The organism is Bacillus sp. AFS023182 (genome assembly GCF_002560575.1).
Taxonomy (GTDB): domain Bacteria; phylum Bacillota; class Bacilli; order Bacillales; family Bacillaceae_G; genus Bacillus_A; species Bacillus_A arachidis.
The window spans coordinates 104,324-130,612 of the sequence record NZ_NTRO01000004.1 but is presented as its reverse complement, the minus strand read 5'-3'; the positions used below and the strand labels follow the sequence as shown (position 1 = coordinate 130,612).

General features: G+C 35.3%; 36 protein-coding genes and 1 pseudogene. 14 read left to right on the top strand and 23 right to left on the bottom strand.

Annotated elements, in window-relative coordinates:
• Positions 1–23: 23 nt before the first annotated feature.
• Positions 24–860: a lipoate--protein ligase family protein gene (locus CN288_RS02360; RefSeq protein ID WP_026589966.1), complete on the bottom strand. Its 837-nt coding sequence runs from the start codon at positions 858–860 to the stop codon at positions 24–26.
• Positions 861–1,030: 170 nt separating this feature from the next.
• Between CN288_RS02360 and CN288_RS02355 the strand changes: the two genes are divergently transcribed.
• The gene (locus CN288_RS02355) at positions 1,031–1,414 is read left to right on the top strand and encodes a rhodanese-like domain-containing protein (protein WP_026589965.1); all 384 of its coding nucleotides are present in this window, start codon (positions 1,031–1,033) and stop codon (positions 1,412–1,414) included.
• A gap of 29 nt (positions 1,415–1,443) precedes the next feature.
• Here CN288_RS02355 and CN288_RS02350 read toward each other — a convergent pair whose 3' ends face one another.
• Positions 1,444–1,989: a hypothetical protein gene (locus tag CN288_RS02350; RefSeq protein ID WP_035414449.1), complete on the bottom strand. Its 546-nt coding sequence runs from the start codon at positions 1,987–1,989 to the stop codon at positions 1,444–1,446.
• Between the two features lie 330 nt (positions 1,990–2,319).
• Between CN288_RS02350 and CN288_RS02345 the strand changes: the two genes are divergently transcribed.
• From CN288_RS02345 to CN288_RS02325, 5 genes are all read left to right on the top strand, one after another.
• Positions 2,320–3,297 carry a LacI family DNA-binding transcriptional regulator gene (locus CN288_RS02345; protein WP_026589963.1) on the top strand — a complete coding sequence of 326 codons (978 nt, stop codon included), beginning with the start codon at positions 2,320–2,322 and terminating at the stop codon, positions 3,295–3,297.
• A gap of 93 nt (positions 3,298–3,390) precedes the next feature.
• Positions 3,391–3,972: a TetR/AcrR family transcriptional regulator gene (locus tag CN288_RS02340; protein ID WP_026589962.1), complete on the top strand. Its 582-nt coding sequence runs from the start codon at positions 3,391–3,393 to the stop codon at positions 3,970–3,972.
• A 72-nt stretch (positions 3,973–4,044) separates the two neighbouring features.
• Positions 4,045–4,377 (top strand): DMT family transporter, encoded by a 333-nt coding sequence (locus CN288_RS02335; RefSeq protein WP_026589961.1) that lies wholly within the window; start codon positions 4,045–4,047, stop codon positions 4,375–4,377.
• A gap of 1 nt (position 4,378) precedes the next feature.
• Positions 4,379–4,693, top strand: a complete 315-nt coding sequence (locus CN288_RS02330) for a DMT family transporter (protein ID WP_026589960.1) — start codon at positions 4,379–4,381, stop codon at positions 4,691–4,693.
• Between the two features lie 15 nt (positions 4,694–4,708).
• Positions 4,709–4,963: a DUF3975 family protein gene (locus CN288_RS02325; RefSeq protein ID WP_026589959.1), complete on the top strand. Its 255-nt coding sequence runs from the start codon at positions 4,709–4,711 to the stop codon at positions 4,961–4,963.
• Between the two features lie 604 nt (positions 4,964–5,567).
• On the opposite strand, the gene CN288_RS02315 is transcribed toward CN288_RS02325, so the two are convergent.
• The 5 genes from CN288_RS02315 to gcvT all read right to left on the bottom strand — a co-directional run bounded on the left by CN288_RS02315 (position 5,568) and on the right by gcvT (position 10,260).
• A complete protein-coding gene (locus CN288_RS02315; protein WP_026589958.1) occupies positions 5,568–5,759 on the bottom strand; it encodes a hypothetical protein in 192 nt (63 codons plus the stop codon).
• 70 nt (positions 5,760–5,829) lie between these two features.
• Positions 5,830–6,054: a DUF3929 family protein gene (locus tag CN288_RS02310; protein WP_026589957.1), complete on the bottom strand. Its 225-nt coding sequence runs from the start codon at positions 6,052–6,054 to the stop codon at positions 5,830–5,832.
• A 269-nt stretch (positions 6,055–6,323) separates the two neighbouring features.
• Positions 6,324–7,799 carry an aminomethyl-transferring glycine dehydrogenase subunit 2 gene (gene gcvPB, locus CN288_RS02305; RefSeq protein ID WP_026589956.1) on the bottom strand — a complete coding sequence of 492 codons (1,476 nt, stop codon included), beginning with the start codon at positions 7,797–7,799 and terminating at the stop codon, positions 6,324–6,326.
• Positions 7,796–9,139 (bottom strand): aminomethyl-transferring glycine dehydrogenase subunit 1, encoded by a 1,344-nt coding sequence (gene gcvPA, locus CN288_RS02300; RefSeq protein ID WP_026589955.1) that lies wholly within the window; start codon positions 9,137–9,139, stop codon positions 7,796–7,798. The genes gcvPB and gcvPA overlap by 4 nt, the downstream gene beginning before the upstream one ends.
• Before the next feature lie 20 nt (positions 9,140–9,159).
• Complete coding sequence (gene gcvT / locus CN288_RS02295; protein ID WP_026589954.1) at positions 9,160–10,260, bottom strand: glycine cleavage system aminomethyltransferase GcvT; 1,101 nt, start codon at positions 10,258–10,260, stop codon at positions 9,160–9,162.
• A gap of 349 nt (positions 10,261–10,609) precedes the next feature.
• On the opposite strand from gcvT, the gene CN288_RS02290 reads away from it, so the two are divergent.
• Together CN288_RS02290 and CN288_RS02285 are read left to right on the top strand one after the other, a co-directional pair.
• Entirely contained in the window at positions 10,610–12,292 is a 1,683-nt protein-coding gene (locus tag CN288_RS02290; RefSeq protein ID WP_026589953.1) for a DEAD/DEAH box helicase, read from the top strand.
• Positions 12,279–13,091 carry a YqhG family protein gene (locus CN288_RS02285; RefSeq protein WP_026589952.1) on the top strand — a complete coding sequence of 271 codons (813 nt, stop codon included), beginning with the start codon at positions 12,279–12,281 and terminating at the stop codon, positions 13,089–13,091. Before CN288_RS02290 ends, CN288_RS02285 begins: the two co-directional genes overlap by 14 nt.
• 13 nt (positions 13,092–13,104) lie before the next feature.
• On the opposite strand, the gene CN288_RS28580 is transcribed toward CN288_RS02285, so the two are convergent.
• Entirely contained in the window at positions 13,105–13,251 is a 147-nt protein-coding gene (locus tag CN288_RS28580) for a hypothetical protein (protein ID WP_000064866.1), read from the bottom strand.
• A 91-nt stretch (positions 13,252–13,342) separates the two neighbouring features.
• Positions 13,343–13,570: a hypothetical protein gene (locus CN288_RS02275; RefSeq protein ID WP_026589951.1), complete on the bottom strand. Its 228-nt coding sequence runs from the start codon at positions 13,568–13,570 to the stop codon at positions 13,343–13,345.
• A gap of 84 nt (positions 13,571–13,654) precedes the next feature.
• Here CN288_RS02275 and CN288_RS29980 point away from each other — a divergent pair, with 84 nt between their 5' ends.
• A complete protein-coding gene (locus tag CN288_RS29980; RefSeq protein WP_307802265.1) occupies positions 13,655–13,762 on the top strand; it encodes a GTP pyrophosphokinase in 108 nt (35 codons plus the stop codon).
• Positions 13,763–14,116: 354 nt separating this feature from the next.
• Complete coding sequence (locus tag CN288_RS02265; RefSeq protein ID WP_026589950.1) at positions 14,117–14,749, top strand: VC0807 family protein; 633 nt, start codon at positions 14,117–14,119, stop codon at positions 14,747–14,749.
• Between the two features lie 166 nt (positions 14,750–14,915).
• Here CN288_RS02265 and CN288_RS02260 read toward each other — a convergent pair whose 3' ends face one another.
• The 9 genes and pseudogenes from CN288_RS02260 to comGA form a co-directional block, all read right to left on the bottom strand.
• Complete coding sequence (locus CN288_RS02260; RefSeq protein ID WP_026589949.1) at positions 14,916–15,116, bottom strand: YqzE family protein; 201 nt, start codon at positions 15,114–15,116, stop codon at positions 14,916–14,918.
• 35 nt (positions 15,117–15,151) lie between these two features.
• Complete coding sequence (locus CN288_RS02255; RefSeq protein WP_090687483.1) at positions 15,152–15,649, bottom strand: shikimate kinase; 498 nt, start codon at positions 15,647–15,649, stop codon at positions 15,152–15,154.
• 156 nt (positions 15,650–15,805) lie between these two features.
• Positions 15,806–16,192, bottom strand: a complete 387-nt coding sequence (comGG, locus tag CN288_RS02250) for a competence type IV pilus minor pilin ComGG (protein WP_026589947.1) — start codon at positions 16,190–16,192, stop codon at positions 15,806–15,808.
• A complete protein-coding gene (gene comGF / locus CN288_RS02245) occupies positions 16,189–16,650 on the bottom strand; it encodes a competence type IV pilus minor pilin ComGF (RefSeq protein ID WP_026589946.1) in 462 nt (153 codons plus the stop codon). Before comGF ends, comGG begins: the two co-directional genes overlap by 4 nt.
• The gene (gene comGE / locus CN288_RS29365) at positions 16,637–16,996 is read right to left on the bottom strand and encodes a competence type IV pilus minor pilin ComGE (protein ID WP_231503886.1); all 360 of its coding nucleotides are present in this window, start codon (positions 16,994–16,996) and stop codon (positions 16,637–16,639) included. Before comGE ends, comGF begins: the two co-directional genes overlap by 14 nt.
• Positions 16,935–17,378: pseudogene (gene comGD / locus CN288_RS02240) on the bottom strand (competence type IV pilus minor pilin ComGD); the annotation flags it as partial. The gene comGE and the pseudogene comGD, both read right to left, overlap by 62 nt.
• Positions 17,375–17,677: a competence type IV pilus major pilin ComGC gene (comGC, locus tag CN288_RS02235; protein WP_026589944.1), complete on the bottom strand. Its 303-nt coding sequence runs from the start codon at positions 17,675–17,677 to the stop codon at positions 17,375–17,377. The pseudogene comGD and the gene comGC, both read right to left, overlap by 4 nt.
• Positions 17,678–17,689: 12 nt before the next feature.
• The gene (gene comGB, locus CN288_RS02230; protein ID WP_026589943.1) at positions 17,690–18,730 is read right to left on the bottom strand and encodes a competence type IV pilus assembly protein ComGB; all 1,041 of its coding nucleotides are present in this window, start codon (positions 18,728–18,730) and stop codon (positions 17,690–17,692) included.
• The gene (gene comGA, locus CN288_RS02225; protein WP_026589942.1) at positions 18,717–19,760 is read right to left on the bottom strand and encodes a competence type IV pilus ATPase ComGA; all 1,044 of its coding nucleotides are present in this window, start codon (positions 19,758–19,760) and stop codon (positions 18,717–18,719) included. The genes comGB and comGA overlap by 14 nt, the downstream gene beginning before the upstream one ends.
• 204 nt (positions 19,761–19,964) lie before the next feature.
• Between comGA and CN288_RS02220 the strand changes: the two genes are divergently transcribed.
• From CN288_RS02220 to CN288_RS02210, 3 genes are all read left to right on the top strand, one after another.
• Positions 19,965–20,660, top strand: coding sequence for a helix-turn-helix transcriptional regulator (locus tag CN288_RS02220; protein WP_026589941.1), 696 nt, complete (start codon positions 19,965–19,967; stop codon positions 20,658–20,660).
• Positions 20,661–20,799: 139 nt separating this feature from the next.
• Positions 20,800–21,042: a DUF2626 domain-containing protein gene (locus CN288_RS02215; RefSeq protein WP_026589940.1), complete on the top strand. Its 243-nt coding sequence runs from the start codon at positions 20,800–20,802 to the stop codon at positions 21,040–21,042.
• An 87-nt stretch (positions 21,043–21,129) separates the two neighbouring features.
• Entirely contained in the window at positions 21,130–22,545 is a 1,416-nt protein-coding gene (locus CN288_RS02210; RefSeq protein WP_026589939.1) for an L-cystine transporter, read from the top strand.
• Positions 22,546–22,892: 347 nt separating this feature from the next.
• Here CN288_RS02210 and CN288_RS02205 read toward each other — a convergent pair whose 3' ends face one another.
• Positions 22,893–23,108, bottom strand: a complete 216-nt coding sequence (locus CN288_RS02205) for a DUF3912 family protein (protein ID WP_026589938.1) — start codon at positions 23,106–23,108, stop codon at positions 22,893–22,895.
• A gap of 250 nt (positions 23,109–23,358) precedes the next feature.
• Between CN288_RS02205 and CN288_RS02200 the strand changes: the two genes are divergently transcribed.
• The gene (locus CN288_RS02200) at positions 23,359–23,670 is read left to right on the top strand and encodes a hypothetical protein (RefSeq protein ID WP_026589937.1); all 312 of its coding nucleotides are present in this window, start codon (positions 23,359–23,361) and stop codon (positions 23,668–23,670) included.
• A 38-nt stretch (positions 23,671–23,708) separates the two neighbouring features.
• On the opposite strand, the gene CN288_RS02195 is transcribed toward CN288_RS02200, so the two are convergent.
• The 4 genes from CN288_RS02195 to CN288_RS02180 all read right to left on the bottom strand — a co-directional run bounded on the left by CN288_RS02195 (position 23,709) and on the right by CN288_RS02180 (position 26,280).
• Entirely contained in the window at positions 23,709–24,200 is a 492-nt protein-coding gene (locus tag CN288_RS02195; protein WP_026589936.1) for a hypothetical protein, read from the bottom strand.
• A gap of 184 nt (positions 24,201–24,384) precedes the next feature.
• Complete coding sequence (locus tag CN288_RS02190; protein ID WP_098301772.1) at positions 24,385–24,762, bottom strand: nucleoside 2-deoxyribosyltransferase; 378 nt, start codon at positions 24,760–24,762, stop codon at positions 24,385–24,387.
• Between the two features lie 106 nt (positions 24,763–24,868).
• Complete coding sequence (locus CN288_RS02185) at positions 24,869–25,171, bottom strand: DUF3966 domain-containing protein (protein ID WP_090687494.1); 303 nt, start codon at positions 25,169–25,171, stop codon at positions 24,869–24,871.
• A gap of 50 nt (positions 25,172–25,221) precedes the next feature.
• Positions 25,222–26,280, bottom strand: a complete 1,059-nt coding sequence (locus CN288_RS02180) for an undecaprenyldiphospho-muramoylpentapeptide beta-N-acetylglucosaminyltransferase (protein ID WP_098301771.1) — start codon at positions 26,278–26,280, stop codon at positions 25,222–25,224.
• Between the last annotated feature and the right edge of the window lie 9 nt (positions 26,281–26,289).

Genomic DNA, 26,289 nt, shown 5'->3' with positions numbered 1-26,289 from the left:
AATAAGGAGGTGGNNCCACCTCCTTATTTTTTATAATTCCACTCATCGCTCTCATATTTTTCTTTTGCTAATGTTTGCACTTCTTGAAGCTGTTCTTCCGTTAGTTCATACGGGACTAGCTCCACATCTAAGCCTTTTTCAAATCCAACTTGGAACGCTTCAATCAACTGTTCAATCGTAAATGTACGGTCTGTTAATTCATTGATTGCGACCGCTTTAGAAGAAAACATGCTCTTCATACGCTCTTTCACTCGCTCATTTGGGAATAAAAATAAGTCATACAGCTCATCTAAATCAATTTCTAACGGAATAGATCCATGCTGTAGGATAACTCCTTTTTGGCGCGTTTGTGCACTTCCAGCAATTTTCCGGCCTTCTACAACAATTTCATACCAAGACGGAGCGTCAAAACATACACCTGAACGTGGATTTTTTAAATTTTCACGATCCGCTTCTGTTTTTGGAACCGCATAGTACGCTTCTAATCCTAGCGCCTTAAAACCTTCAAGTAGCCCTTGAGAAATTACGCGATACGCTTCTGTAACTGTTCTAGGCATATTCGGATGATCTTCAGAGACAATAACACTGTACGTTAATTCCTTATCGTGCAATACTCCCCTACCACCTGTTTGACGGCGAACAAATCCATATTCCTTCTCTTTTACTACATCCATATTGATATCTTTTTCTACACGTTGAAAATACCCCACTGTTAATGTTGGCACTTCCCATTCATAAAAACGAATTGTTGGTGGCATTTTCTTTTCACTTTGCCAATTTAATAAACATTCATCTAACGCCATATTGAATGCCGGTGAACATTGACCAGAGTTAATATAGCACCATTTTTCTTTTCCCATCCTGCACCTCATGTAACCAATTATTTTTCACAATATCTAGTCTAACAAATTCGACAAAATTTGTGAAAGAATACGAAATTTCTTCTTCTCACCGAACGAACCTGTTGCATAAATACATACGGGCATTATAATATTGAAAGTAGGATAAGAAAAAAGGGAGCGATAGAATCGTGTCAACAAACTTAATTATTATACTAGCCGTAGTTCTAGCATTCATCGGCTACTCTGTATGGATGTTTTTCTATCAGAAGAAATTGATTAAAACACTTTCAGAAGAAGAATTTCGCGCTGGCTACCGTAAAGCACAGCTTATCGATATTCGTGAAGCAGATGAATTTAACGCTGGTCATATTTTAGGTGCTCGTAATATTCCGCTATCACAAATCCGTATGCGTTACAAAGAGCTACGTAAAGACCAACCTGTTTATTTATACTGTCAAAGTGGATTCCGTACAGGACGTGCGGCTCAATATCTAAAAAAACAGGGTTACAAAGATTTCTACCAATTACAAGGTGGATTTAAATCTTGGACAGGCAGAATTAAAAAGAAATAATATTTTGAAGAACTAGCATGACTCATCAGCTAGTTCTTTTCTTCCATGTTGTTCGCAATATATGCTAAGTTTTGTTTTACTACTTCTTCATTTCTTAATTCTACATTGCGATATAACAATTGATATTCTAATCCTTTCTCTTTCCATATGAGCGTTGCAAATTCTTCCCCTTGTTCAAATTCATCCCTATTTTTAAAATAAGCAGTTGCCCCATTATTCAACTTCATCTGTTCCTGAAATCGATTTTGTTCTACAATATACGGAAAACTATAGGAAAAGTTAGCAACTGTTAATTCTATATAATCTTTTCTTCTTTTTTCCTGTTGTTTATATTTAATCGTTAAGACCGCGTTCTTCTTTCCAATTGTTCTTACTTCTCCTTTTACACCACTCATAACATCGTACGGCAAATATGTCGGAACTTTAAATGCTTCCGAAAAATATTTTTTTGTATCCTTTAACGAAATGGGACCAGATACAAGATCTACAGCTCCATCCGCATTTCCCACAAATTGTTTTTCCTCTTTCGCTGTTTGTTGGAATGAACATGAACTCAGTAACATACTAGAAAACACGAAACAAATGATTCTTTTTTTCAATTTGTTTCCGCCCTTTCATCCCGCTCCTTTTGCGAACAAAGCGTTAATATGTTGTTCATATTCGCTCCACCTGTCAACTCTCCCTTTGAAAACTTTCCCCGTTTATCTCACAGATTTTGACACAGCATTTTTATTTAGACAAAAAAAGACTTCCTGCTACTCTTACGCCCAAAATAAAAAGGTGACGCGAATAACAGTAGGTCTTTTATAACATAGATTGTGAAAAGCTTTTCAGGTCAAGCTTTTCCCATTATTTTTTTCCATTCCTATCTATTTGCCTATATAATGAACGAAGAGGTGATACATATGGCAAATATAAAACAAATTGCGAAAATCGCTGGGGTATCTATCACGACGGTTTCGCGCGTGCTAAATGACCATCCCTACGTCAGCGATGAAAAGCGAAAACGCGTTTTAGATGCTGTTGAAGAATTAAATTATGCAAAAAATATAAATGCAGTTCATTTATTAAGAGGGAAAACATTTACAGTGGGGGTAATGCTTCCTTTTATCAACTTACCCTATTTCAGTACCATTATTGAAGGGATTGGAAATGAAGCATTGGCTGCGGGCTATCATATTAATCTTTGTCAAACCAACTATGATAGTAAGGAGGAACTTCGTGTTCTAGAAATGATGAAAATGAAGCAATTTGATGGCATGATTATTTGCTCACGTACAAGCTCATGGGAGACAATTGAACCTTATGCAAAATTTGCTCCTATTATTTCTTGTGAAAAGATGATGCATCCACTTATTTCATCTGTTTATGTTAATCATTATGAAGGATTTCGTATTGGTACAGAATACTTATTACACAAAGGACATAGTCACATCGGTGTTTGTCTAGCTCGTGAAAATAGTGCCAACACAATGCAAAGAAAACAAGCATTTTTTGATGCACTCCATTCATCTGGAAAAATGGTACATAAAAACTGGATGTTCTATCAATGCTACACGATGAAAGACGGTTCCAAAGTTATGCAAAACATATTAAAAATGAAGGAACGCCCAACTGCTATCTTTGCTGCAAACGATCAAGTTGCAGCTGGTTTATTAACGGAAGCAAAAAAACAAGGTCTACGCGTTCCAGATGATATCGCAATACTAGGATTTGATAACCACGAAGTTTCTGAAGCACTAGAAATTACAACTATTGAACATCCGGGATTAAGTATGGGATTTCATGCATTTTCAATGTTTTATAAACAAATACAAAATGAACAAATGACTATTGATTCAAAAGAGCTCTCTTTCCGATTAATTGAGCGTCAAACCGTGTAAAGAGTACCAAATTAGGTGCTCTTTTTAGAGTTTTCCTTATTGACTTTATTTTTTCTTTCTTTTATACTCAAACTAACGAACGGTAGGTAGGGGATGAAGATGACAGCAAACCGCATTAAAGCTGTAGCACTTTCTCATTTCGCACGCTATGGCTATGAAGGGACTTCATTAGCAAATATTGCTCAAGAGGTCGGGATTAAAAAACCATCAATTTACGCACACTTTAAAGGAAAAGAAGAATTATATTTCACCTGCTTAGAAGCAGCCTTGCAAAAAGATTTACAATGCTTTACAGATGATATGGAAAATTTTTCAGAATCATCTACTGAAGCATTACTTGTAAACTTATTGAAAGGTTACGCAAAGCGATTTGGTGAAAGTGAAGAATCAATGTTTTGGTTACGCACTTCTTATTTTCCGCCGGATGCATTTCGCGAACAAATTATTGAAAAAGCAAATGCTCACATTGAAAACATCAGAGAACTTTTATTTCCTGTATTCAAACGAGCAAACGAACAAGGTGAACTGCATAATATTGAAATAAAAGACGCTTTAGAGGCTTATTTATGCTTAATTGACGGTCTTATGGTTGAACTACTATTCGCAGGTTTAAATCGCTTTAAGACCCGCTTAAACGCCTCTTGGAAAGTATTTTGGAATGGTCTTTCAAAATGACGGATTGCTTACTTAGCAATGCGTCGTTTTTCAGCCCTTTACCTAACGACTGGTAGGAAGGAGAAATAATATATGGCATGGATTTATGTAATTTTAGCTGGCATTATTGAAATTTTTTGGGTGATTGGACTAAAGCACGCAACAACACCAATTGAATGGATCGGTGTTGCTCTTTTAATCGCAATAAGTTTCGTCCTATTGTTTAAAGCTTATAAAGATTTACCTGTAGGAACTGTATATGCTGTGTTTACAGGAATCGGGGCTGGCGGAATCGTTCTTACAGAGATTTTTATTTTCGGAGAACCTTTTTCAATTATAAAAGTTTTATTAATTGGTTTAATTTTCTTTGGAGTAATTGGTTTAAAACGAGTAACAGGTGAACAAGAAGAGAAGGAGGCTGCATAAAATGGCATGGGTATTTTTAATTATTGCTGGTATTTGTGAGATTGTTGGTGTACTGTTTATGAAAGTAGCCACTGAAAAGAAAGGCTGGGCACCAAAACTTATTTTAATTGCTAACTTCGGCGTAAGCTTCTTCTTCTTATCACTAGCAATGAACTCGTTACCGATGGGAACAGCTTACGCGATTTGGACTGGAATTGGGACTGCCGGAAGTGCGCTGCTAGGCATTCTTTTATTCCGCGAATCAGCTGATTGGCGTCGCCTTGCCTTTTTAAGCTGCATTTTATGCGGGGCAGTTGGCTTAAAATTAATGAGCTAACGTGGGGTGATCGTCATGTGGAAAGCAAAAGGAAAACAAATCCTAACTGGGATTATACTCGGAATCGTTATTCTACTGCAAATAAGCTTTCATATTATAGAATGGCTATTTCATAAAGCAATTTCTGTTCTTACATTCCTTCCGAACATGGCGCTTGAAATTGCATCCATCGTTTGGTCGATAATTGCCTCTATTACAATTCTTATCATTTGGAGTATCGCCAAGATTTGGGGCAAATTAAGTAAAAAAGACAGTTCTTCCGAAAAGTGAAGTGACTGTCTTTTTTCACCCTTAATGATTCCTATATTTTGGATTTTTAAAGAAATTCGATACAATAAGGCATAGTATTCCAAGAATAAAAACACTAGTACCGATAATATTATTCACCTTTTTAAAATATCAATATCCGAGTAAAAATCAAGCATACTAAGATTTAAGGAAAGAACAATGCAGATTTCATTAATATTCTCCCTTTTAACCTCTGTTTCCTCATTACATGTCTCTTCCCCATTTTTTCAAATCTAACTATATCTTCACTCCTTTAGGGCATACTACACAAAAAGGAGCTGATTACATGCAAAATTCCATACATAAACATATCCTATTGTTATTTTTCTTATTTCTTTTCTTTGTTATATGTTTCAGCCTCATATTACATGCGCCAAAAGATATGCCGAGCACCGTTTCTGTTTATAAGTTACTTCTGTGTTATTTCTCTTATTGAAAAAAGGTGTCTTATAATGAGACACCTTTTTATAAAATCCCATCCAAAAACAACGCATATACATATAATTACATCAGCTATAGTAACAAACTCCTTATTTTGGACAAGAAAAAAAGACCAACAATTCCCTGTTGGTCTTCCATATATGTATCACTTCTCAAAGCGATCTAACATTTCGTCTCTCATCCCAAAACTAACAACCGCAATTCCTATGTACATAAAAATAAGAAATGCCGGATGCACCGCATTGTACCAGCTGCTATCAACAATTAAATATACCGTTAATGCCACAACAAGTACAAACGCTAAAATAAACATATAAAAGTGTCTTGTACTACCCATAATAAGCTCCTCTCTTCTCACTTCACCATTCAACAGTATATTTTATCGAATAATTCGATATGACTCAAGGTTAACTTTCTTTTATATAATCAAGTTCTACCTTTACAATGTCATCACAAGCTATTGAAATAATTGTTCCTTGTTTATCAATCGCCGTCACTTCTTCGTTATCCATTACACGATGTGCTACACGTTCTAACATTTTCCCATGATCTCGATAACAAAATTCCTTTATATCTTTAATCGTTTTACCGTTTTCTAAATGATACACCATCCTGTAACACTTATAGCCCATTTCCTCACCCCAAATTGTTCGTTTTTTCACATATACATAAAAATGAGTTATGTCTCTCTCATTACGCCCTCTTAATTTCAATAAAATTCTAACAAAAATACACAATTTTATCAAACCGACTTTTTCAACAAAAAAGCCTAAAAAACAACTTTCCTCTACACTGTTACATAAAACATAAAAATTATTTACATTATTTTCATAATTTCTGCACAGATTCTCCACAAAAAAAAGAACCCGCGTATAGCGAGTTCTTTTCATTTCACATGTACTCAAACTTGTACAGGAGCTGGCTTTTGATAACGTAACACTGGTTTACGAGCAGCCATTGTTTCATCAAGACGTTTAATTACTGTTGTATGTGGTGCTTCTTGTACAACTTCTGGATTTTCTTCTGCTTCTTTTGCGATTTGAATCATCTTATCAATGAATCCATCTAATGTTTCTTTTGATTCTGTTTCTGTTGGCTCAATCATAATACATTCTTCCACGTTTAACGGGAAGTAAATTGTTGGTGGATGGTAGCCAAAATCAAGCAGACGTTTTGCGATATCTAACGTACGTACGCCAAGTTTCTTTTGACGACGTCCTGATAATACAAATTCATGCTTACAATGTCTATCAAATGGAAGATCGTAGAATGGTGCTAATCTTCTCATCATATAGTTTGCATTTAATACAGCATATTCTGTTACTGCACGTAGACCATCTGGACCCATAGAACGAATATACGTATAAGCACGAACGTTGATACCAAAGTTTCCATAGAATGGTTTCACGCGTCCAATCGCTTGTGGACGATCGTAGTTAAAGTGATAGCCATTTTCTGTTTTCTCTAAAATTGGTTTTGGTAAGAACGGAATTAAATCTTCTTTTACACCTACTGGGCCAGAGCCCGGGCCACCGCCACCATGTGGACCTGTAAATGTTTTATGAAGGTTTAAATGTACAACGTCAAATCCCATATCGCCAGGACGTGCTTGGCTTAATACTGCATTTAAGTTCGCACCATCATAATACAATTTCCCACCCGCATTATGAACGATTTCTGCCATTTCTAAAATATTTTCTTCAAATAAACCAAGTGTATTTGGATTTGTTAACATAAGTGCTGCTGTCTCTTCATTCACAACACGTTTTAAATCTTCTAAGTCAACAAGGCCATTTTCATTTGATTTAACTGTAATTGTTTCAAAACCTGCTACTGTTGCAGATGCTGGATTTGTTCCGTGCGCAGAGTCAGGAACAATAACTTTTGTACGGTTATAATCACCATTTGCTTCATGATATGCACGGATTAGCATTAATCCTGTCCATTCCCCATGTGCACCAGCTGCTGGTTGAAGTGTAACAGTATCCATTCCTGTGATTTCAATTAAATGTTCTTGTAAGTCATACATTAATTCCATTGCACCTTGCACTGTTTTTTCATCTTGAAGCGGATGAATGTGTGCAAATCCTGGGAAACGTGCCACGTTTTCGTTAATTTTTGGATTGTACTTCATCGTACAAGATCCTAATGGATAGAATCCAGAATCAACACCGTGATTACGGTTTGAAAGCGCTGTGTAATGACGCATAATGTCTAGTTCAGATACTTCTGGAAGCTCTGCATCTTCTGAACGAATATAATCGTTCTCAAACACATCTTCTAATTTCACTTCTTCTACATCTAATTGGGGTAAGCTATATCCTACGCGTCCTTTTCTACTCATTTCAAAAATAAGTGCTTGGTCTTGGTTCTTCATTGGATAGCCCCCATTTCGTTTACAAGTGTGTCAATTTCTTCTTTTGTACGAAGTTCTGTTACAGCTAGTAGCATATGATTCTCTAATTCTTTATAATCACGGCCTAGGTCGTAACCACCGATAATATTCTTTTGTACTAATGCATCATTTACTTCTTGTACTGGACGCTTGCAATCTACAACAAACTCATTGAAGAATGGTCCGGCAAATATTACAGTAAATCCTTTTTCTTCAAATTGGCGTTTTGCGTATTGTGCCTTCGAAATGTTTTGGCGTGCCATTTCTTTCACACCTTGTCTTCCAAGCGCTGTCATTGCTACAGATGCCGCTAATGCATTTAGTGCTTGGTTTGAACAAATGTTAGATGTCGCTTTATCACGACGAATATGTTGCTCACGAGCTTGTAATGTTAGTACGAAGCCACGTTTGCCATCTGAATCCACAGTTTGTCCTACAAGACGTCCTGGAATTTTACGCATAAATGTTTTCGTTGTTGCAAAATAACCGCAGTGTGGTCCACCAAACTGTGTTGGGATACCAAATGGTTGTGCATCACCGATGACAATATCAGCACCCAATTTCCCTGGTGGTGTTAAAGCACCTAATGATAATGGGTTTGAAGAAACGATAAATAATGATTTTTGCTGATGAACGATTTTTTCAATAGCAGCTAATTTTTCCACTTGTCCGAAGAAGTTTGGATATTGAACAATTACACAAGCTACTGTATCGTCCACTTCACTTTGTAATACGTCTAAATCTGTTACACCGTTTTTATAATCAATTTCAACAACTTCAAGATGTTGACCTTTTGCATATGTTTCAAGTACCGCTCTTGATTCTGGATGAACTGCTTTAGAAACAAGAATTCTCTTTTTACGAGTATGACCTGCAGCTAGCATCGCTGCTTCTGCTAATGCCGTACCTCCGTCATACATAGAGGAGTTTGCTACATCCATTCCTGTTAATTCACAAATCATTGTTTGAAATTCAAAAATTGCTTGTAATTCTCCTTGTGAAATTTCAGGTTGGTATGGCGTATACGCTGTATAAAATTCTGAACGAGAAAGAACATGATCAACAATTACTGGAGCATAATGATCGTATACACCTGCTCCTAAGAAAGATGCATATTCTTTTAAGTTGGCATTTTTACGAGCCATATCAGACAGTTCTTTTAAAAGTTCTGGTTCTGACTTTGCTTGTTTAATGTTTAAATCCCCTTTGAAACGAACACTTTCTGGAATATCAGAAAATAATTCATCGATCGTTTGAACACCGATCGTTTGTAACATTTCTTTTTTGTCTTCTTCTGTCATTGGAAGATAACGATGCAACATGAAATCTACCCCTCTCCCCGTTACTTTGAACGTTTGTAAAATGGTGTTGGAACAACTACTGCTTTAACACGTTTATTACGAATCTCAATTTCTACTTCTGTATCAACTGCTGCGTATTTTACATCAACTAATGCTAAACCAATACTTTTCTTTAACGTTGGAGATTGTGTACCACTTGTAACTTCCCCGATTTTTTCTTCGCCTACATATACAGGATAATGTGTACGAGGAATACCGCGTTCAATTACTTCAATGCCGACTAATTTACGAGGTGCACCGTTTTCTTTGTATTCTTTTAATGTTTCTTTTCCAAAGAAATCTACTTCCTTATTTGTTTTTACTGCAAAGCCAATTCCAGCTTCAATTGGTGTAATATCTTTTGATAGTTCTTGACCATAAAGTGGAAGCGTTGCTTCAAAACGAAGTGTATCACGAGCTCCTAAACCACATGGTTTTAAGCCGTCTTCTTCTCCAACTTCAAGAAGTTTCTCCCAAAGTTTTGCAGCGTCTTCACTCTTGCAGTAAATTTCAAATCCATCTTCACCTGTATAACCAGTGCGAGATACAAGTGCAGGGGTACCGTCTACAAGAACTTCGTTTTTAAATTTAAAGAACTTAATCTCTTTTAAATCTTCTGACACAACTTTTTGTAAAATGCCTTCTGCTTTTGGTCCTTGAATTGCAAGTTGTGCAATTTCACTAGAAACATTGACTACCTTCGTATCGCCAATTACATGACTTGCTAACCATTCGTAATCTTTCTCGATATTCGATGCGTTGATTACTAATAAATAGTCTTCTTCACCACGCTTGTAGATTAATAAATCATCTACAGTGCCACCATTTTCGTAACACATTGCTGTATATTGTGCTCCTCCTACCTTTAAGGTAGAAACATCATTTGTAACAACACGTTGTAAAAATGCTAAACTATCTGTACCTGTGACTTCAACTTCTCCCATGTGAGACACATCAAACAGACCCGCTGCTGTACGAACAGCCTCGTGCTCTTCTTTAATGCTTGAAAATTGAACTGGTAATTCCCAACCACCAAAGTCGATTGTTTTCCCACCATACTTCGCGTAAACATCAAATAGCGGTGTACGTTGTAATGTAATCATGTTCTTTCCCCCTTATGCTGTCTATGACAAATCATTAAAAGTTGGCTTCCCGTATCTAAACATTTTTTATTCAGAAAAGATGGGATATACGGAATCTCAATGTATTTTTTTATGAAAGCGTAAATAAAAAAGTACTTTCTTGGATAAAATACGAAAGATTCCACACATTTCACAACATTATCCTAACATTTTTCGATCTATTTCATCAATATTCTAGCATAAAAAATAATTTGGAATTTTTTAATCTTACACTTACGAAAATGACTTCACCTAAAAACGCTAGAAATTAACGTTCTGGTGAAGGGTATAACAATAACCGTTTTAGTTTACAGAAGGTGGGAGAGTTTTAATGAATGTCGATATTTCCGTAGATCGGACTTGGAAAAATAATTTTTTAAAACGAATTGATGAGGACGGTCCTTGGACAAATTGGGAACTGTATAATTTAGCTTATGAAACAGAAAGATCGTTGCTTGTCCCTACATTTGATGGCTTGCAAGCACCAAAACATTTATCCCACTTCACACCGCTTCCTCATCAGTTGGAAGTCGCACAAACTGTGATTGAACAAATGAATGGAAAGGCAATACTAGCAGATGAGGTTGGACTTGGAAAAACAATTGAAGCGGGTCTGATTTTAAAAGAATATATGGTGCGAGGTCTTGTAAAAAAAGTATTAATACTCGTTCCTGCTTCCCTTGTTTCACAGTGGGCATATGAGTTGAATACAAAATTTTTTATCCCCGCTGTTGCTCAGAGGAAAAGTTATTCATGGGAGCAAGCTGATGTTATTGTTTCATCAATTGATACAGCAAAACGTTCACCTCATCGTGACATCGTTTTAAACTTAGAATATGACCTTATTATTATTGATGAAGCACACAAACTTAAAAATAACAAAACAAAAAACTATGAATTTGCACAACGACTGAAAAAGAAGTTTTGCTTATTACTAACTGCAACACCTGTTCAAAACAAAATTGATGAAATTTTCAATCTCGTTTCCTTATTAAAACCAGGACATTTAGGCAATCAATCTAACTTCGAGGAATATTATGCATCGAAAAATCGCTCAGCAGAGTCAGATGAAGATTTAAAAGCGCTCATTAATAAAGTGATGGTAAGAAATCGGCGAAATGGTACAGGTATCGAATGGCCGAAAAGGCATGTTCGCACAATATTTATTGATTTTAATGAGGAAGAGCAAGCGTTATATAATGCAATTGAAAATTGGAAAGGACAAGACGCTTTTACCTCTGCCTTTTCATCATTAACTTTGAAACGAGAAGTATGTAGTAGCCGTGAAGCAGTTTATTATTCACTCAAAAAACACGTGGAAAAAAGGAAAAAAGAAAATGTGAATTATATATCAGACCCATATATCGATGTTTTAATGGACAAAATCAACCATATTCCTTTTAATTCAAAAGCAAATCAAGCACTAGAGCTTATAAAAGAAATTAATGATAAAGTCGTCATCTTTACAGAATACAGAGCAACGCAAATGTATTTACAATGGTTTTTAAAACAGCATGGTATTTCATCGGTTCCCTTTCGAGGTGGATTCAAACGAGGAAAAAAAGATTGGATGAAAGAACTCTTCCAAAATCATGCGCAAGTGTTAATCGCAACTGAAGCAGGCGGTGAAGGGATTAACCTACAATTTTGTAGCCATATGATTAACTATGACTTGCCTTGGAATCCGATGCGGCTTGAACAGCGCATTGGACGTATTCATAGGCTTGGTCAAAAAAATGATGTTCATATTTATAACTTAGCAACGAAACATACAGTTGAAGAACATATTTTAAAACTTCTATATGAAAAAATTAATTTATTTGAGCGAGTCATCGGTGAACTTGATGAGATTTTAACAAGAATCAATATGAAAAATATCGATGCACATATTCAAGAAATTTTTGCAGGGTCAAAGAGCGAAGGAGAAATTCGAATCAAGATGGAAAATTTAACATCTATCATCGACTTCGCGAAGAGAAACGAAGCTGAGGTGCAAGGTTATGCAGCAACATGAAATTCATAATTACTTATGGGATTTTTTCGAAGCAAACGACTGTGAGATTTCCCAGCGTTCCCCTCATCTACTAGATGTACAATTAACAATTGAGATGGATAAACTATTGATGAATCGACCTTTTTATTGGCATTACCTCGAGAAAACAGGTGGTATCCCAAATCCGATGAAACTTACTCTCATTACAAACCCAGAGAGTGACAGTGAGGAAGGTGAGCTTATTCACTATGGCTCCCCTCGTCTACATCAAATTTTTCAAACAACAAAAGAACTCGGTTCATACATACGCTTATTCGAAGAAGTGAATTTAGGTAGTACAACTCATACACCACTTCACCCATGGCTTGGCGTCAATGTAAAAGTATGTTATCAATGCGATCGAAAGAAAGACATGCTTCATTCCATCGGGATTCATCTTATTTCTGGAACGATGATTACAAACTTTCATGAAACATTAGCGAAAATTCGGCTCACACCAAAAATACCGGATTTCAGTTTTACACTCACTCCAATTATTAAACCGCAAAGTGGACTACAGCGAATAGAAGATGCATTAAAAAACTTCATCGCAGCAGATGATCATACATGGGCTGAAGAAGCACGGGTACGTTGGAACCATGATTTATCGCTTCTTAATCGCTTTTATGAGGGAAGTGAAGAGCTTCCCGAAAGCTATGAAATAGAAAAGCAAGCCTTACAAGAACAATACGAACCGCGGATTACAATGCAAATTATAAATGGCGGCCTCTTCTATGTAACCGCTAAACATTTTTTTCATGAGAAAAGCCCCTTCATATGAGAAGGAGCTTTTCTTATATTTTCCCATTATACTTCCGGCCATCATTATGTTCTTGTTGCTGTTTTTCTGTCATTCGCTTTTGATATTCCCTATCTTTTGCACTCACATGGTTTGCATCTGTTGGAAGATTCTTTTTTGAACGTCCTACGCCATTACTCATTTTTTTCACCCCTTATGTTTTTCAAATTCATTCTTATTGTCAGCTAGTGGTGCAATCCTTATACAAAAATAAGAGAAGCTTTTCGCTCCTCTTATTCCTTCACATATTTTTGAAACATATCGTGTAAGCCTTGATTTACAAGATAAGAGATCTGTTCGTCAGATTTATGCGGATAACGATCACGCAACCTGATAGATGCTTTCACCATTAAATTTTCTAATACAGAACGGCCACCTTCACCATAAATAATTTCAGCATATTCTACAAGCCTTCCATCTTCTATTGTTGCTGGATTATGATTGAAGAAAAATTTACTCATTGTCTCCACCTCTCTCTTTGATAACGTTTACATTTATATAGATTATTTATGTTATTTATTTCACAATATTGTATGCATGTATAGATGATTAGTTTCATTATAAAACAACATGACGATAGGAATAACTTAAGTTTTCGTCAATTTTGTGAACAAACCCTTAAAAATGAAAGCGTTTTAATTATTATATACTAAAAAAGATTACCACGCTAGGGGCAATCTTTTTTATTTCTACTAAATTATGACTTTTGCTTCATTTCGTACACGCTCAAAACGTTTCCGAAACATTAACCTACCACTTGTATACAAGTTCTCAAATTAAAATCACCACCGCGAAGAAGGGAAGATGATTTCACGTGTTTGCTTCTTTTTCTGTTTTTACTTGACATGAGGTAGGAATAAACTCTAATTACTTCTATGCATCGCTAAATCCTCTCTTTCAACTAAAAAGAAGTGGGATATCGTTTATTAACTTTAATTATCAACTAATCCTGTACAATATTCAGAAATTATATTGTAAAATATATCTATTACTTAAGGAGGTCTATAATGAATCAAAATAAGAAAGCCATATTCGATATTGTCTTTTACCTCGTCTTCCCTTTTGTCATTTGGAAATTTGCAAAAGCACATATTGATCCTTATTATGCAATGCTTATTTCCTCGGTACCGGGAATTCTTTATACACTGTACTGCTTTAAGAAAGAAAAACAGTTCAACGTTACAGGGTTCTTTATTTTGATTACCCTCATTGCTAACACGACAGTAGACATACTATCTGGCTCTGCTGCGCGAATGCTTTGGAACGACGCATATTATCATATCGTACTCGGCTGCATTGTCATCTGTACAATCTTTATTAAAAAACCGCTCATGTTATATTTCGCTGCTGATATCGCAGTCTTGCAAGGACATGACCGAGATAAAAGTCGCGCTCTTTACCGTGACAAACGTATATATCCGGCCTTGAAATATTTAACACTATTTTTCGGTCTCCAATTCATTTTAAAAAGCTTTTTAAAAATCTATTTCATTTCTGTTTTTGGTGTAGAAGGATATGGTGAAATGCGAGCAATCATGACCGCTGTTGGCTGGGGGATCTCCATATGTATTGGAATAGGATTTGTATGGGTTAATAATAAAATATACGCAGTAACTGAACAAACAGAATCTACACAATAAGTTGGAAACTATCAAAAGAAATAATAAAAATTCCCCAGTGCAATATTGCACTGGGGAATTTTTATTAGGTCTCTCTGTTGAATCAATGACAAGTATACACCCATCGCCAAAATTGCCCTATACCGCCCTAGTATATTTACTAGTGGTAAATCATTCCACTCATTTATTAACTTGATTGCTTTCTTTTCTTCTTTACGTTTTGATAAAACAAAGCAGCACTAAGTGGTATCATACCAAACCATCTGTTTAAAAATGGTGCTTTTTCAGAGCGGCGTTGTTGTTTTTTCTGCTTTCGATCCTCTTTTGGAGCATCCATATATGATACAAATTGTTGCGTTACAAAACGCACATAATCATTAGTAGACATATTATCACCTCTACTTGATTAGTATGTCCATTTTTTTATTCATTAATCTTTTTCTCTAGTTCTTCCATAATCTCTTTCACACTTTTATTTGTTGTATCAATATGTATATCTGCTTCTTCATAATATACTCGGCGTTTTTCAAACTTCTCTACAAACGCCTCTATATTCTCTTTTTGAAATAATGGACGCGTTGTATCCCCGCGAAGACGTTCTGCAATAACATACGGATCACAATATAAATACACAATCGTTCCATTCTCTTTCATCCACTGACGATTCTCAGCTCGCTCAACGATCCCTCCACCACTTGTAATAATTAAGTCACTCGTCGGTAAAGAGCGCAGCGTTTCGCTTTCATATTTGCGGAAAGAGCCCTCCCCTTCTTCCGCAAATATATCGCGAATCACCTTCCCTTGCTTCTCTTCAATTTTTTGATCTGTATCTACAACTGGAATATGCAGTTTCTCACTTAGCATTCTCCCAATTGTTGTTTTTCCGGCCCCCATATAGCCTGTTATATATATGGCCCTCATTTTGTTACCTCTTTTCTACCAAGTTGGTCCTTGTTTAATTATTTGTATTATAACGAAAGATGAGCTGATGTGGTTTATTTTATATACTACTTGCACAAATTACTAAAAAAACGTTTTGTCCTCAATCTTGTATCAAGAACAAAACGTACTTGTAATTCAACTTCCATTTCCTCGCTCTTCCGTCCAATTCATAACCTTTTTATTTGTTTTATCGTACTGAAAGTTCACCTTATAAGAACGGCGCTCTTTCGTCATACACTGCAAGGTAACAAAGATAATGTCATTCTCAAATACATATCTCCCACTCACTTCACCATTTTCATATTGAAAGGCAAACACATCATTTTGTTCTTTCTCCTGCAAATCTGCCTTTATCGAGATGATCGCTTGATCTGTAATCTCTTCTAACAAAAATTTCTGCTGCGCCTCTTTATAAAATCTTTGATCAGATTGCAACATATTTATCTCATATATAAAGAATGAAAACAGTAAGAAAAGGAGAATTAATGTACTGGGCAAAGCAAAACCATCTTGATTTCTCATGACTTCATCTCAGGGAGTGTGTATCGCGTTACTACCCCATGATACTTTTTTCCACTTATATCTTGCACATGTATGGATAGCATATATGGTGTTAAGTTATAAGAAACTGAACTTACCTTTTGTAATATAATTTCCCTTCCTAGTGTATTTACTTTTCTCACAATATTATTTCCTAACATTTCATATGTGATATTATCACCATTACTCATTTGAAAAAGTATTATATTTCCTTCGTCCCCTAACTGAACATTACTCCTCAGTTGAAATTCTCGAAACTCTAATTGTACTTGCTCCATGAACACATCCCATTCCCAACTGTTTATCTGCTTCGAATATGGTTTCTCAATAAATAAACTATGAAGGCGCGGCACAAGAAGAAAGAAAATAGATAAAAACAATAAACATAACATCATTTCTAATAAAGTAAACCCTGCTTCTATCTTTTTATTTTTTAACATGGCGACATTGTTCTATTCTCCTTTGTTTCGTATCTCTCCAAATTGTACAAGCCTCTTCTCCTCGCAAATAGGTCACATACATAACGCCATCTATCATCTCCTCTTTTTGCTGCTTCAACTGATTTTGATGCATATATAATGCCGCTTCCCTTTTCAGCAATACATATGCTTTATATCGAAGTTGAATATTTTTTCTTTCTTGCATGATGAGAAGTGTTTGGGGAAGCACTAACGACACAGCCAACATCAATAAACTTAACGATACGATCATTTCGATCATAACTGACCCTTTTTGGCACTTCACGATAGGTAAATCTCCCTCTTCCAAGTTGAAATACAATTTCATAAGTGCGTGCACGATAAAAAAGTAGAATTGTACCACCTTGGTTTATATTTCCGTTTGCATTATAAGTCATTGGGTTCGGAAAAGTATTTAAATCAACCTTTATATCACGTTCATATTCCCGGAGCATAAGGGCACGTGCATCTCCTGATTCCCAAATACTGTACATATGTTTCTCAGGGACCCACCGCAACATATACAGATTCCGGTGGTTTATAGCTAACTGCTGCATATACAAAATATCTTGTGAGAATTGTCTAAAAAAACGTTCGACCTTTTGCCTCTCATATAACGGAGCAACGTTAAAATAAGTAACAATGCTTAATATAGAAATGATAGATAAGACGAGAAGCATCTCTAAAAATGTAAAGCCCTTTTGTTTCACGATTTACCAACCGATACTGTACCGTCCTCACTGGAAATACTAATTGGCTCCCCTTTTGGACACGTTGTAGAAGTAATGTATTTTTCGTTTATTAAATCATCTATTGTTGGTATCTTATTCTTTTCTAACTGGTACGCTTGTACTTGCGCTTCAACAGACTTCACATAAGCGTCACAACCTTTTCCTTGTACAGAAGAACGTTGTTTAATGACATTTGGAATAATTAATAACAGCAATACCGAGATAACAACCATCACTAATAACATTTCTAAAAGAGTAAATCCTTTTTCATTCTTCATGTAAACTACCTCCTAAATAGAATTCATCATTTGAAACATCGGCATAATCATCGCTAAATACATAAGAAGAACAATTATGCCAATACATGTAAACAAAAGCGGCTGAATAATAACTAAAATACGTTGAATCTTTTCTTCCATTTTTTCAATCGTTAATTCACTATAATCACCTAATTCTGTCGCTAAGTTTCCGTTTGCTTGTCCATGCGCAATAACGTAAGACAGTTCACGCTCATAATAACTGCTCTTCATAATAATAGAATCCAACTGTTCTCCCGCAATTAACAACTCTTCAATCCGAGTGGCTTCACATTGAAAAAACGAATGATGTTTTTGTTCCATCATTAATGTTAGAGCTTCAAGTACCGATAATCCTCCTTGTAGTAAGCCGCTTAATTGAACAGAGAAATAATGAGAATTTGTTAAAATAAGAAATGTATTTATAAGGGGAATACGCACCATAATATTTACCCTTTGAATCGGAGGAAGCTTTCGTAGATAAAACACGTATACACATACTCCAAGTGCAATAACAAGAAAAAATCCGCTCATTATACATGGAAGTATTTGGATAAAATTAATAATCTGATCAGTAAAAGAAGCAGAGGTTGCACGTAAAGAACTGTACAATGTCTCAAATTGAGGAAGCAAAACAAGGTTAAATACAGCAAGAATTCCTAGTAAAAAAAGAGATAAAAAAATCGGATAACGGAGAACTTTCATCATATCCTTTTGATGCTTCTCCTTTCTATGAAGGAGTACACTTCCTTGCTTTAAAGCAAAAGAAACATCACCGTGTTGCTGCGCATAAAATAAATAACTTAATATGTCTGGATGAAACATCATTTGATGAAAAGCATCGTGTAAACTTTGTCCATTTTTTAATTCTTCGATAATATGCTGCAGTTGTAGCCGTTTTGTAGAGGACAATTGAAACTGTAAAAATTCTAGCGCTTGTAAGAGAGGATAGCCTTTTTCTAACAATTCTCCAAGTCTTCTTAATAACAAGACTTGTTCATGTAATCGCCATCCTTTTCGCTCAAACATAAACATCCTCTTCTAAAAAACCTAGGGCATATCCTTTTCTTATACATGATTGCAATGTTTCATAATGATAAGTTACACGCTCTCCATTTGCTTCACGAATAGCCTGTTTCAATTCATGGCCATATAACAACTCGTAAATACTAGCTTGCCGTACCTGCCTCATCGCTTTACATAATGGCGAACATTTTCCTTTGCAAAATGGACACTTCAATTCCACAAGACGCTGCGCTGCCACTGCAAGCAATGATTGTTCAATTTCTTGCCGCGTAATCCCATAATCCATCAAACGTAGCACAGCCCCTTTTGCATCGTTTGTATGCAACGTTGTCATTACTAAATGACCTGTTAAACTCGCACGCACAGCTACTTTTGCTGTTTCTTCATCACGAATTTCACCGACTAAAATAATATCAGGATCATGGCGCAGAATCGCTTTTAAACCTGTTGTATATGTGATACCGGCCTTTTCATTAATTTGAATTTGTAATAAACCATCCTTTCGCTTTTCGATTGGATCCTCAAGTGTAACAATACGCCGCGTTTGTCCCTTTTTCGCTACCTCTAGCAAAGCATACATTGTCGTTGTTTTCCCAGATCCTGTCGGACCAGTAAACACGAGTAATCCATGAGAATGATGTAAAAAAGAGAGAAGTGTTTTTGCCGAACTTGGAAATAAAGAGAGATGGGAAAGTGGTTGAATCGATGCTTGCAAATGCAAACGAATAACGAGACTTTCTAAATTCATAGTTGGCAGTGTAGAGAGACGCAGGTGAACTTCTTGTCCATCAATTTGTAAATACAATGATCCATTTTGTGGCTTACGTCTTTCCCCTATATCCATAGACGCTAAAAATTTAAAATGTGAAACAAGTCTTTCCCCAAATTCTTTTCTAATACAATGCTTCGTTACCAAATCTTTTCCAATACGCAATTGTATGACTGCATCTTCTTGCCGCGGCACAATATGTAAATCAGATGCCTGTAATGTACATGCTTCCTTCATAATTGTATTGGCAAAATGTTCAACACCATTCATCGTTATCCCTCCTCACAATGTATATATCACAAAGGAAAATATAAGAAAAATCGTAACTTTACCTTTTTCTCTACTAGAAAAAGGTAAAATATGTTTGTGAAATTATGAACAATTTCTGAATTATTGACTAAAATCACCTATATGCAACTTTATCTGTATTATAATGTTAATATCTTGGATAAAGTGATAAAGGTGGAGATCCTCATGGAACAAGCTTTAAAAATTACAGGTGTACTATCTGATCCAACTCGTTATTATATTTATAAATACATTTCTCAAAAGCATAGTTACGTAACCGTACAAGAAATTGCAGATGAATTTAATATCCATCCAAACGTAGCACGTCTACATTTATCAAAATTAGAAGATGTTAATATGTTGAAATCTGAAACGAAGAAAACAGGAAAAGGCGGAAGACCAAGCAGATTATATGTATTGTCTGAAGACTTAATTCAATTGCAATTCCCATTTCGCGATTATCAATTATTAGCGAAAATCACTTTTAATTCATTACTAAGCCTCGGTGCAGCCGGTGAAAAGGCACTATATGAAACGGGCAAACAATTTGGTAAAGAATTGATGGAACAACACATGCAGCGTTTAAATGTTAATAAAGATTCATTAACATTAGAACACAAAGTTCAAATTGCAAAAGAAGCGTTATCAACTGCTGGCTTATCCCCTTCCTTTGAATTAAGCACAGATGGCACACAAATTTTCTATGACGTGTACAATTGTCCATTTAAGGAAATTGCCGTTCATCACCCTGAAGAAGTTTGCCATATGCATAGCGATATGATGAAGGGGATTTTTGGAACTTTATTTCCGGACATGGAATTAACACGACATGAGAACTTATTAGATGGATGCAAGTCTTGTAACTACAAAGTCCAACTATAATTGTTTTTATATGAAATTATGTCAAAAAGAAGTCAATTTGATTTGGCTTCTTTTCTTTTTTTCGCAAATATTTACAATAATGAGAAAAATAAATTATAATGAGGAGAGGTTTACTTTTTTAGAAAAGGAGGGAGATTGCATGGAGCGCATGTTTCGCGTTCTCGGCTTTTGGACTGGAATTTTCTCGGTTATGTTTTACTTAGGGGATATGCATACAACTGCACTATTATTTTTAGGACAAACAGGATTTTTCGTACTTTTAAGTTATTTGAAATTAACAGAGCGTATGTATATATACGTATTCGGGGCCTATTTAACGGTTTTCTTCATTGGATTTACATACTACACAACATTTCTACTTGTCCCTGGCGCTGGGCATTAAAAGGATGGCAATTTGCCATCCTTTTTTTATTTTCCTCAATTACCTAGTTGACTTATAGGTTTTGTTGAAATATATTTTATATAACAGATGGAATTAGGGGGAATTATTATGAATACACTGCTAGTCGGAATTAACATAGTGGTCATGCTTATATTAGTTGGCATTTTATATTATATGCAACGTAAGCATGTATCTTTTAATAAACGCGTATTTACTGCTTTAGGGGTCGGAATTGCATTTGGTCTTATTTTACAATTCATTTATGAACCTACTTCTAAAGTTATCGTGGATTCAAATAACTGGTTTAGCTTAATTGGTAGTGGTTATGTGAAATTACTACAAATGATTGTTATGCCACTTGTTTTAGTTTCTATTATCTCAGCATTTACAAAATTAAAATTAACAAGTAACCTTGGTAAAATTAGCGGACTTATTATTGGCATTTTAATCCTTACAACTGGAATCGCTGCCGCTGTTGGTATCGCCGCAAGCGCAGGTTTTGACGTTCAAGCTACTGGTTTACAACAAGGTGATGCAGAAACAGCTCGTTTGAAATTAGTGGAAGAAAAATTTAGTTCAATTGAACAAACACCAATTCCACAAAAATTATTAGAATTATTACCTACAAATCCATTTCTTGATTTAACAGGTGCACGTCCAACATCAACAATTTCTGTCGTAATCTTTGCAGCGTTTATTGGAATCGCCTTTATTGGTGTAAAAAGAAAATATCCAGAACAAGCTGAACTATTTAAAAAGATGCTCGATGCTGTATATGCTATTGTAATGCGTATGGTAACGTTAATTTTACGCCTGACTCCATACGGTGTATTAGCTCTTATGACAAAAACAGTCGCTGGTAGTGATGTGAATGCCATTTTAAAACTCGGTAATTTTGTTTTAGCATCTTACGTAGCACTTATCGTTATGTTTATTATTCACTTATTATTAATCGCTCTATCCGGTTTAAACCCAGTTCAATATTTAAAAAAGGTATTTCCAGTATTAACATTTGCCTTTACTTCTCGTTCTAGCGCAGGTACAATGCCATTAAATATTGAAGCACAAAAAGAAAAACTTGGTGTATCCGAAGGAATTGCAAACTTTGCCGCTTCCTTCGGTGTATCTATCGGTCAAAATGGTTGTGCAGGTATTTATCCAGCTATGCTCGCAATGATGGTCGCTCCAACAGTAGGTATCGATCCATTACAACCACAATTCATTTTAACTTTAATCGCTGTTGTCGCTATTAGCTCTTTCGGAGTTGCCGGTGTAGGTGGTGGCGCAACATTCGCAGCATTAATCGTACTTTCAACAATGAACTTACCAATCGGAATTGTTGCTCTTCTTATTTCTGTTGAACCATTAATCGATATGGGCCGTACAGCTCTTAATGTAAGCGGATCAATGACAGCAGGTCTTATTTCTAGTAAATGGCTTGGTGAATTAGATCATGAGACATATAATCAAGAGGATGTAAAAAGTAAGGAAGTCGCTTCATAAGAAAGAGGGAACTTTCATGAAAAGGAATGCTAATTCATTTGCATTCCTTTTTTATTCCCTATAATCACTATTTTACATAACTAATCTGCTTCTTTTGCCCCAAAAGATCCAATTCCTTCACATTGTTTTCTGGATTTCCCATTAAAATATTTCGTTTCAATATTGCTACAATATTTCATTTCTTCTTTACTAAATAAACGTAAAAAAAGAGGATATACGCTCTTTTTTGAACATAATCCTTCTCAATATTGCCTATTGATGGATGTCAAAACTTCTTTCTATTATTCAAAGCGAACCTTTTCTCTTACAAAATAAAAATTAACGTTTCACTTCACAACCCGTCCTTTTTACAAATAGCCATTTTGCTCGCACCACTCATGAAATTGCCGCACATCTACCCCCACTAAAACAATATCTTTTAGTTCCACATCAACGATTTGTTCGTCAATAACAAGGAAAAAATTCGATCCCTCCTGCTTTCCTTTTTGCTTTACAATTCCAATTCGATTCCGGTACGGTCCGTCTTTTATATATGCTTTTTGCCCTATAATATCAAAATTCAAAATTTTCACCTCTTTTACTACGCTCAACTTCGGAATACTACCTTCTTTTCAGAAATTCCCTTTCATTGCACTATTTCTGTATATATATGATAAAAAAGTAAAAGAGTCCTTCCTTTATTACAATTATTTTTTCTTTGTTTCATTTTGATAAATTATATGTAAAAAATATGCAAACAAGCAATTGAAAACGCTTTCTTTTGCCATTTTCATGTTATAATAGAAAAGCAGAACTTCGCAAAGAGGGAGAAAAATGGATATAACAATTATTACAAAAGTAATCGAAGCATTAAAATCATATGGATTTCAAGATGTAACATACTGTGAAGAAGCAAAACAATTTCTATTTCATAATCAAACAGATATCATGAGCGGCTATGCAGAAATCACATATAGTAGTCAATTTGAAAAGTTTAACGTGCAAATTCATCCGATTGAAACGCACCACCAAGCAGAGTTACAAGAAGTTGAAAAACACATTCAATCTTGTATACGAAAAGTCGAGTATTTGAATGCACTTCTTACAGGACAAAAAAAATTAACTGACAAAGTAATTATTATGTAAAAAAGAACGTGATCATCTCACGTTCTTTTTTATTTTCATTATTGTATATTCATCTTCTCTTTCAATTGTAAACTCGTCACAGACTCTAATGCATTCATTGCTTCTCCAATTGTCATATCAAAAATTGTCTTATCTTCTATATATGGGAACTGTCTAAAACGCTTTTCGATCATTTTTACTGCATCAGATGTAAATATTGCACTATCTATACCAAATTCTGTTTCAAGGAGAACGATCCAATCTAGAATATGAAATCCTAATCCATTTACAAATGAAATGAGCTTTTCCTCAGGTTGCGAAGATAAGAATACGTGACGTTCCATTTCACTAAAAAGTTCTTCTCCTAAAATCTCTGCAAGCTCTTCATCATGTTCACGATTTACAATTTCGTCATACCCGTAATCGTCTGCAAGTTCTTCTACTTCTTCCCCATCCACACAAAGTAACTGGCTACGCAGCGCACCTTTTTTGAATGCACTTGTTTGTACAACTTCTAAGAAGTTTGTTTCCCATCCTCGTTCTAGTTTCATATTCATAACTCCTTTATTTTTAAATATATCCTTTAATTACTTTTCTCTTTCGCTGTTTAATTACATCTTCTCAAATTCTTGGATAGAAGAGAAGCCTTACACATTAATGGCTATTCCAACAGCTTTCATTGTTCCCAGTTTTGAAATATTTTAAAATTATCGTATATCGTATTCGAAATCTGCGTTATACATCACCTTGATTCATAACGTAGGATACAAATCCCGCCACATCCCCCTCAAAAATCTTTACTTCTGGTAAATGGTAAAACGTTGTTTGTAGCAGATTATTTTTATGATACAGATAGACTTTCTTTTCTAAAGCAATTGCCATACCAAGTTCTATATGGCTACCATTTCCTCCATCTAGTAAAAGCAGAAAAACATCCGCAGCTTGAATTGCCTGTCTTTCTGCTTGACCAATCTTCTGTAATTGTTTCCTATTCGTTGCTCTTTCATTTTGAGTCCAATCATATGTAGGGTGCCATCCTATTTCTTTCAGTTTACTCGCTACAAATTGAACAAGATGTTTATTTTGAAAACTCGATGCTATATAGAAATTCACCTTAATTAACCCCTTACCTTTATAAACCTAAAGGGAAACTCTTTTTTAGCGTTCATAATAATAAATATAGAAGGATTTCGCCAAAAGAAATCCCCACCTTTAAAACTTATTTTACGTTTAAGTGGTGGGGCACCTCATGATTTTCTCTTATTTTTTGTTTTTTATCACTTTCATCAGCTAACATTTCTAACTCAGCTGTTATTTCTGATTTCTCTAAGTTTCGTTCTTGTGAAAATTTTCTTGAAATGTAAACAATAACACTACCAACATACAAAACAAAACATATAATCAGAGCAGCATTTTCATAGAGACTCAGCTCCAACACAGTCACTCCTAATCCATTCGTATTTTCACGCTCAAAGAACTGAAATTCCCCTATTAAATCTCTGTTATTGTACCATAAATACAATAATTCTTCGAACCTTTCATTCTATTTAAAAAGGCATGATTTTTTTAAAATCATGCCTCCTCAATATATTTCACAATAGTCTGCACTGCTTCTTTTCCACTATATTTTTTTAATTCTTTTTTATACTTCTCATAATTACGATTTAAACTTTCTATCTGTTTTATAAGAGATGTCACTGTTACATTTTCTTCATATAAAACGGATGCATACCCTTGTCTTTCAAACGATTGTGCATTCAAAATTTGATCACCGCGACTTGCAGTTTTCGGTAGTGGAATTAAAATCATTGGCTTTTGCAATGTTAAAAATTCAAAAATCGCATTTGATCCAGCACGTGAGATGACAAAATCCGTTGCCCCTAATACATCTGGTAATTCATCCTGCACATATTCAAATTGCCTATACCCTTCTATACCTTGTAACTTCCCATCTAAATTTCCTTTTCCACATAGGTGAACAACTTGATAAATTTTAAGGAGCTGTGGCAATGCTTCTCGTACTGCCTCATTGATTTTCTTTGCCCCTAGACTTCCTCCCATAACCATGATGACCGGTTTTCTAGTATGGAATCCAAGAAAGTTCAATCCTTTTTCACGATTTCCACGTAGCACTTCTTCTCTCACGGGTGAACCTGTATAAACAACCTTTTCTTTCGGCAAATGCTTCGCAGCTTCCTCAAATGTAACAAATATTTTCGAAGCAAAGCGGAGTACAATTTTATTCGCTAACCCTGGTGTCATATCAGACTCGTGTAGCAAAACTGGTACACGATTTAACCACCCACCAATCACTACTGGTACAGATACAAAACCACCCTTTGAAAAAATAACATCCGGTTTTAATTTTCGTATTCGTATATAAGAATCCATGACACCCTTCATAACAAGAAAAGGATCTTTTATATTTTTCAAATCAAAATAACGGCGCAACTTTCCGCTTGCTATCCCATAGTATGGGATTCCTTCGTTCTCTATAATCGCTTTTTCAATTCCTTGATGAGAACCAATATAAGAAATATCCCAATTCTTTTCTTGCAAATGTGGAATAATTGCTAAATTGGGCGTCACATGTCCAGCTGAACCACCGCCTGTAAAGACTATTCTTTTCATACCTCTCCC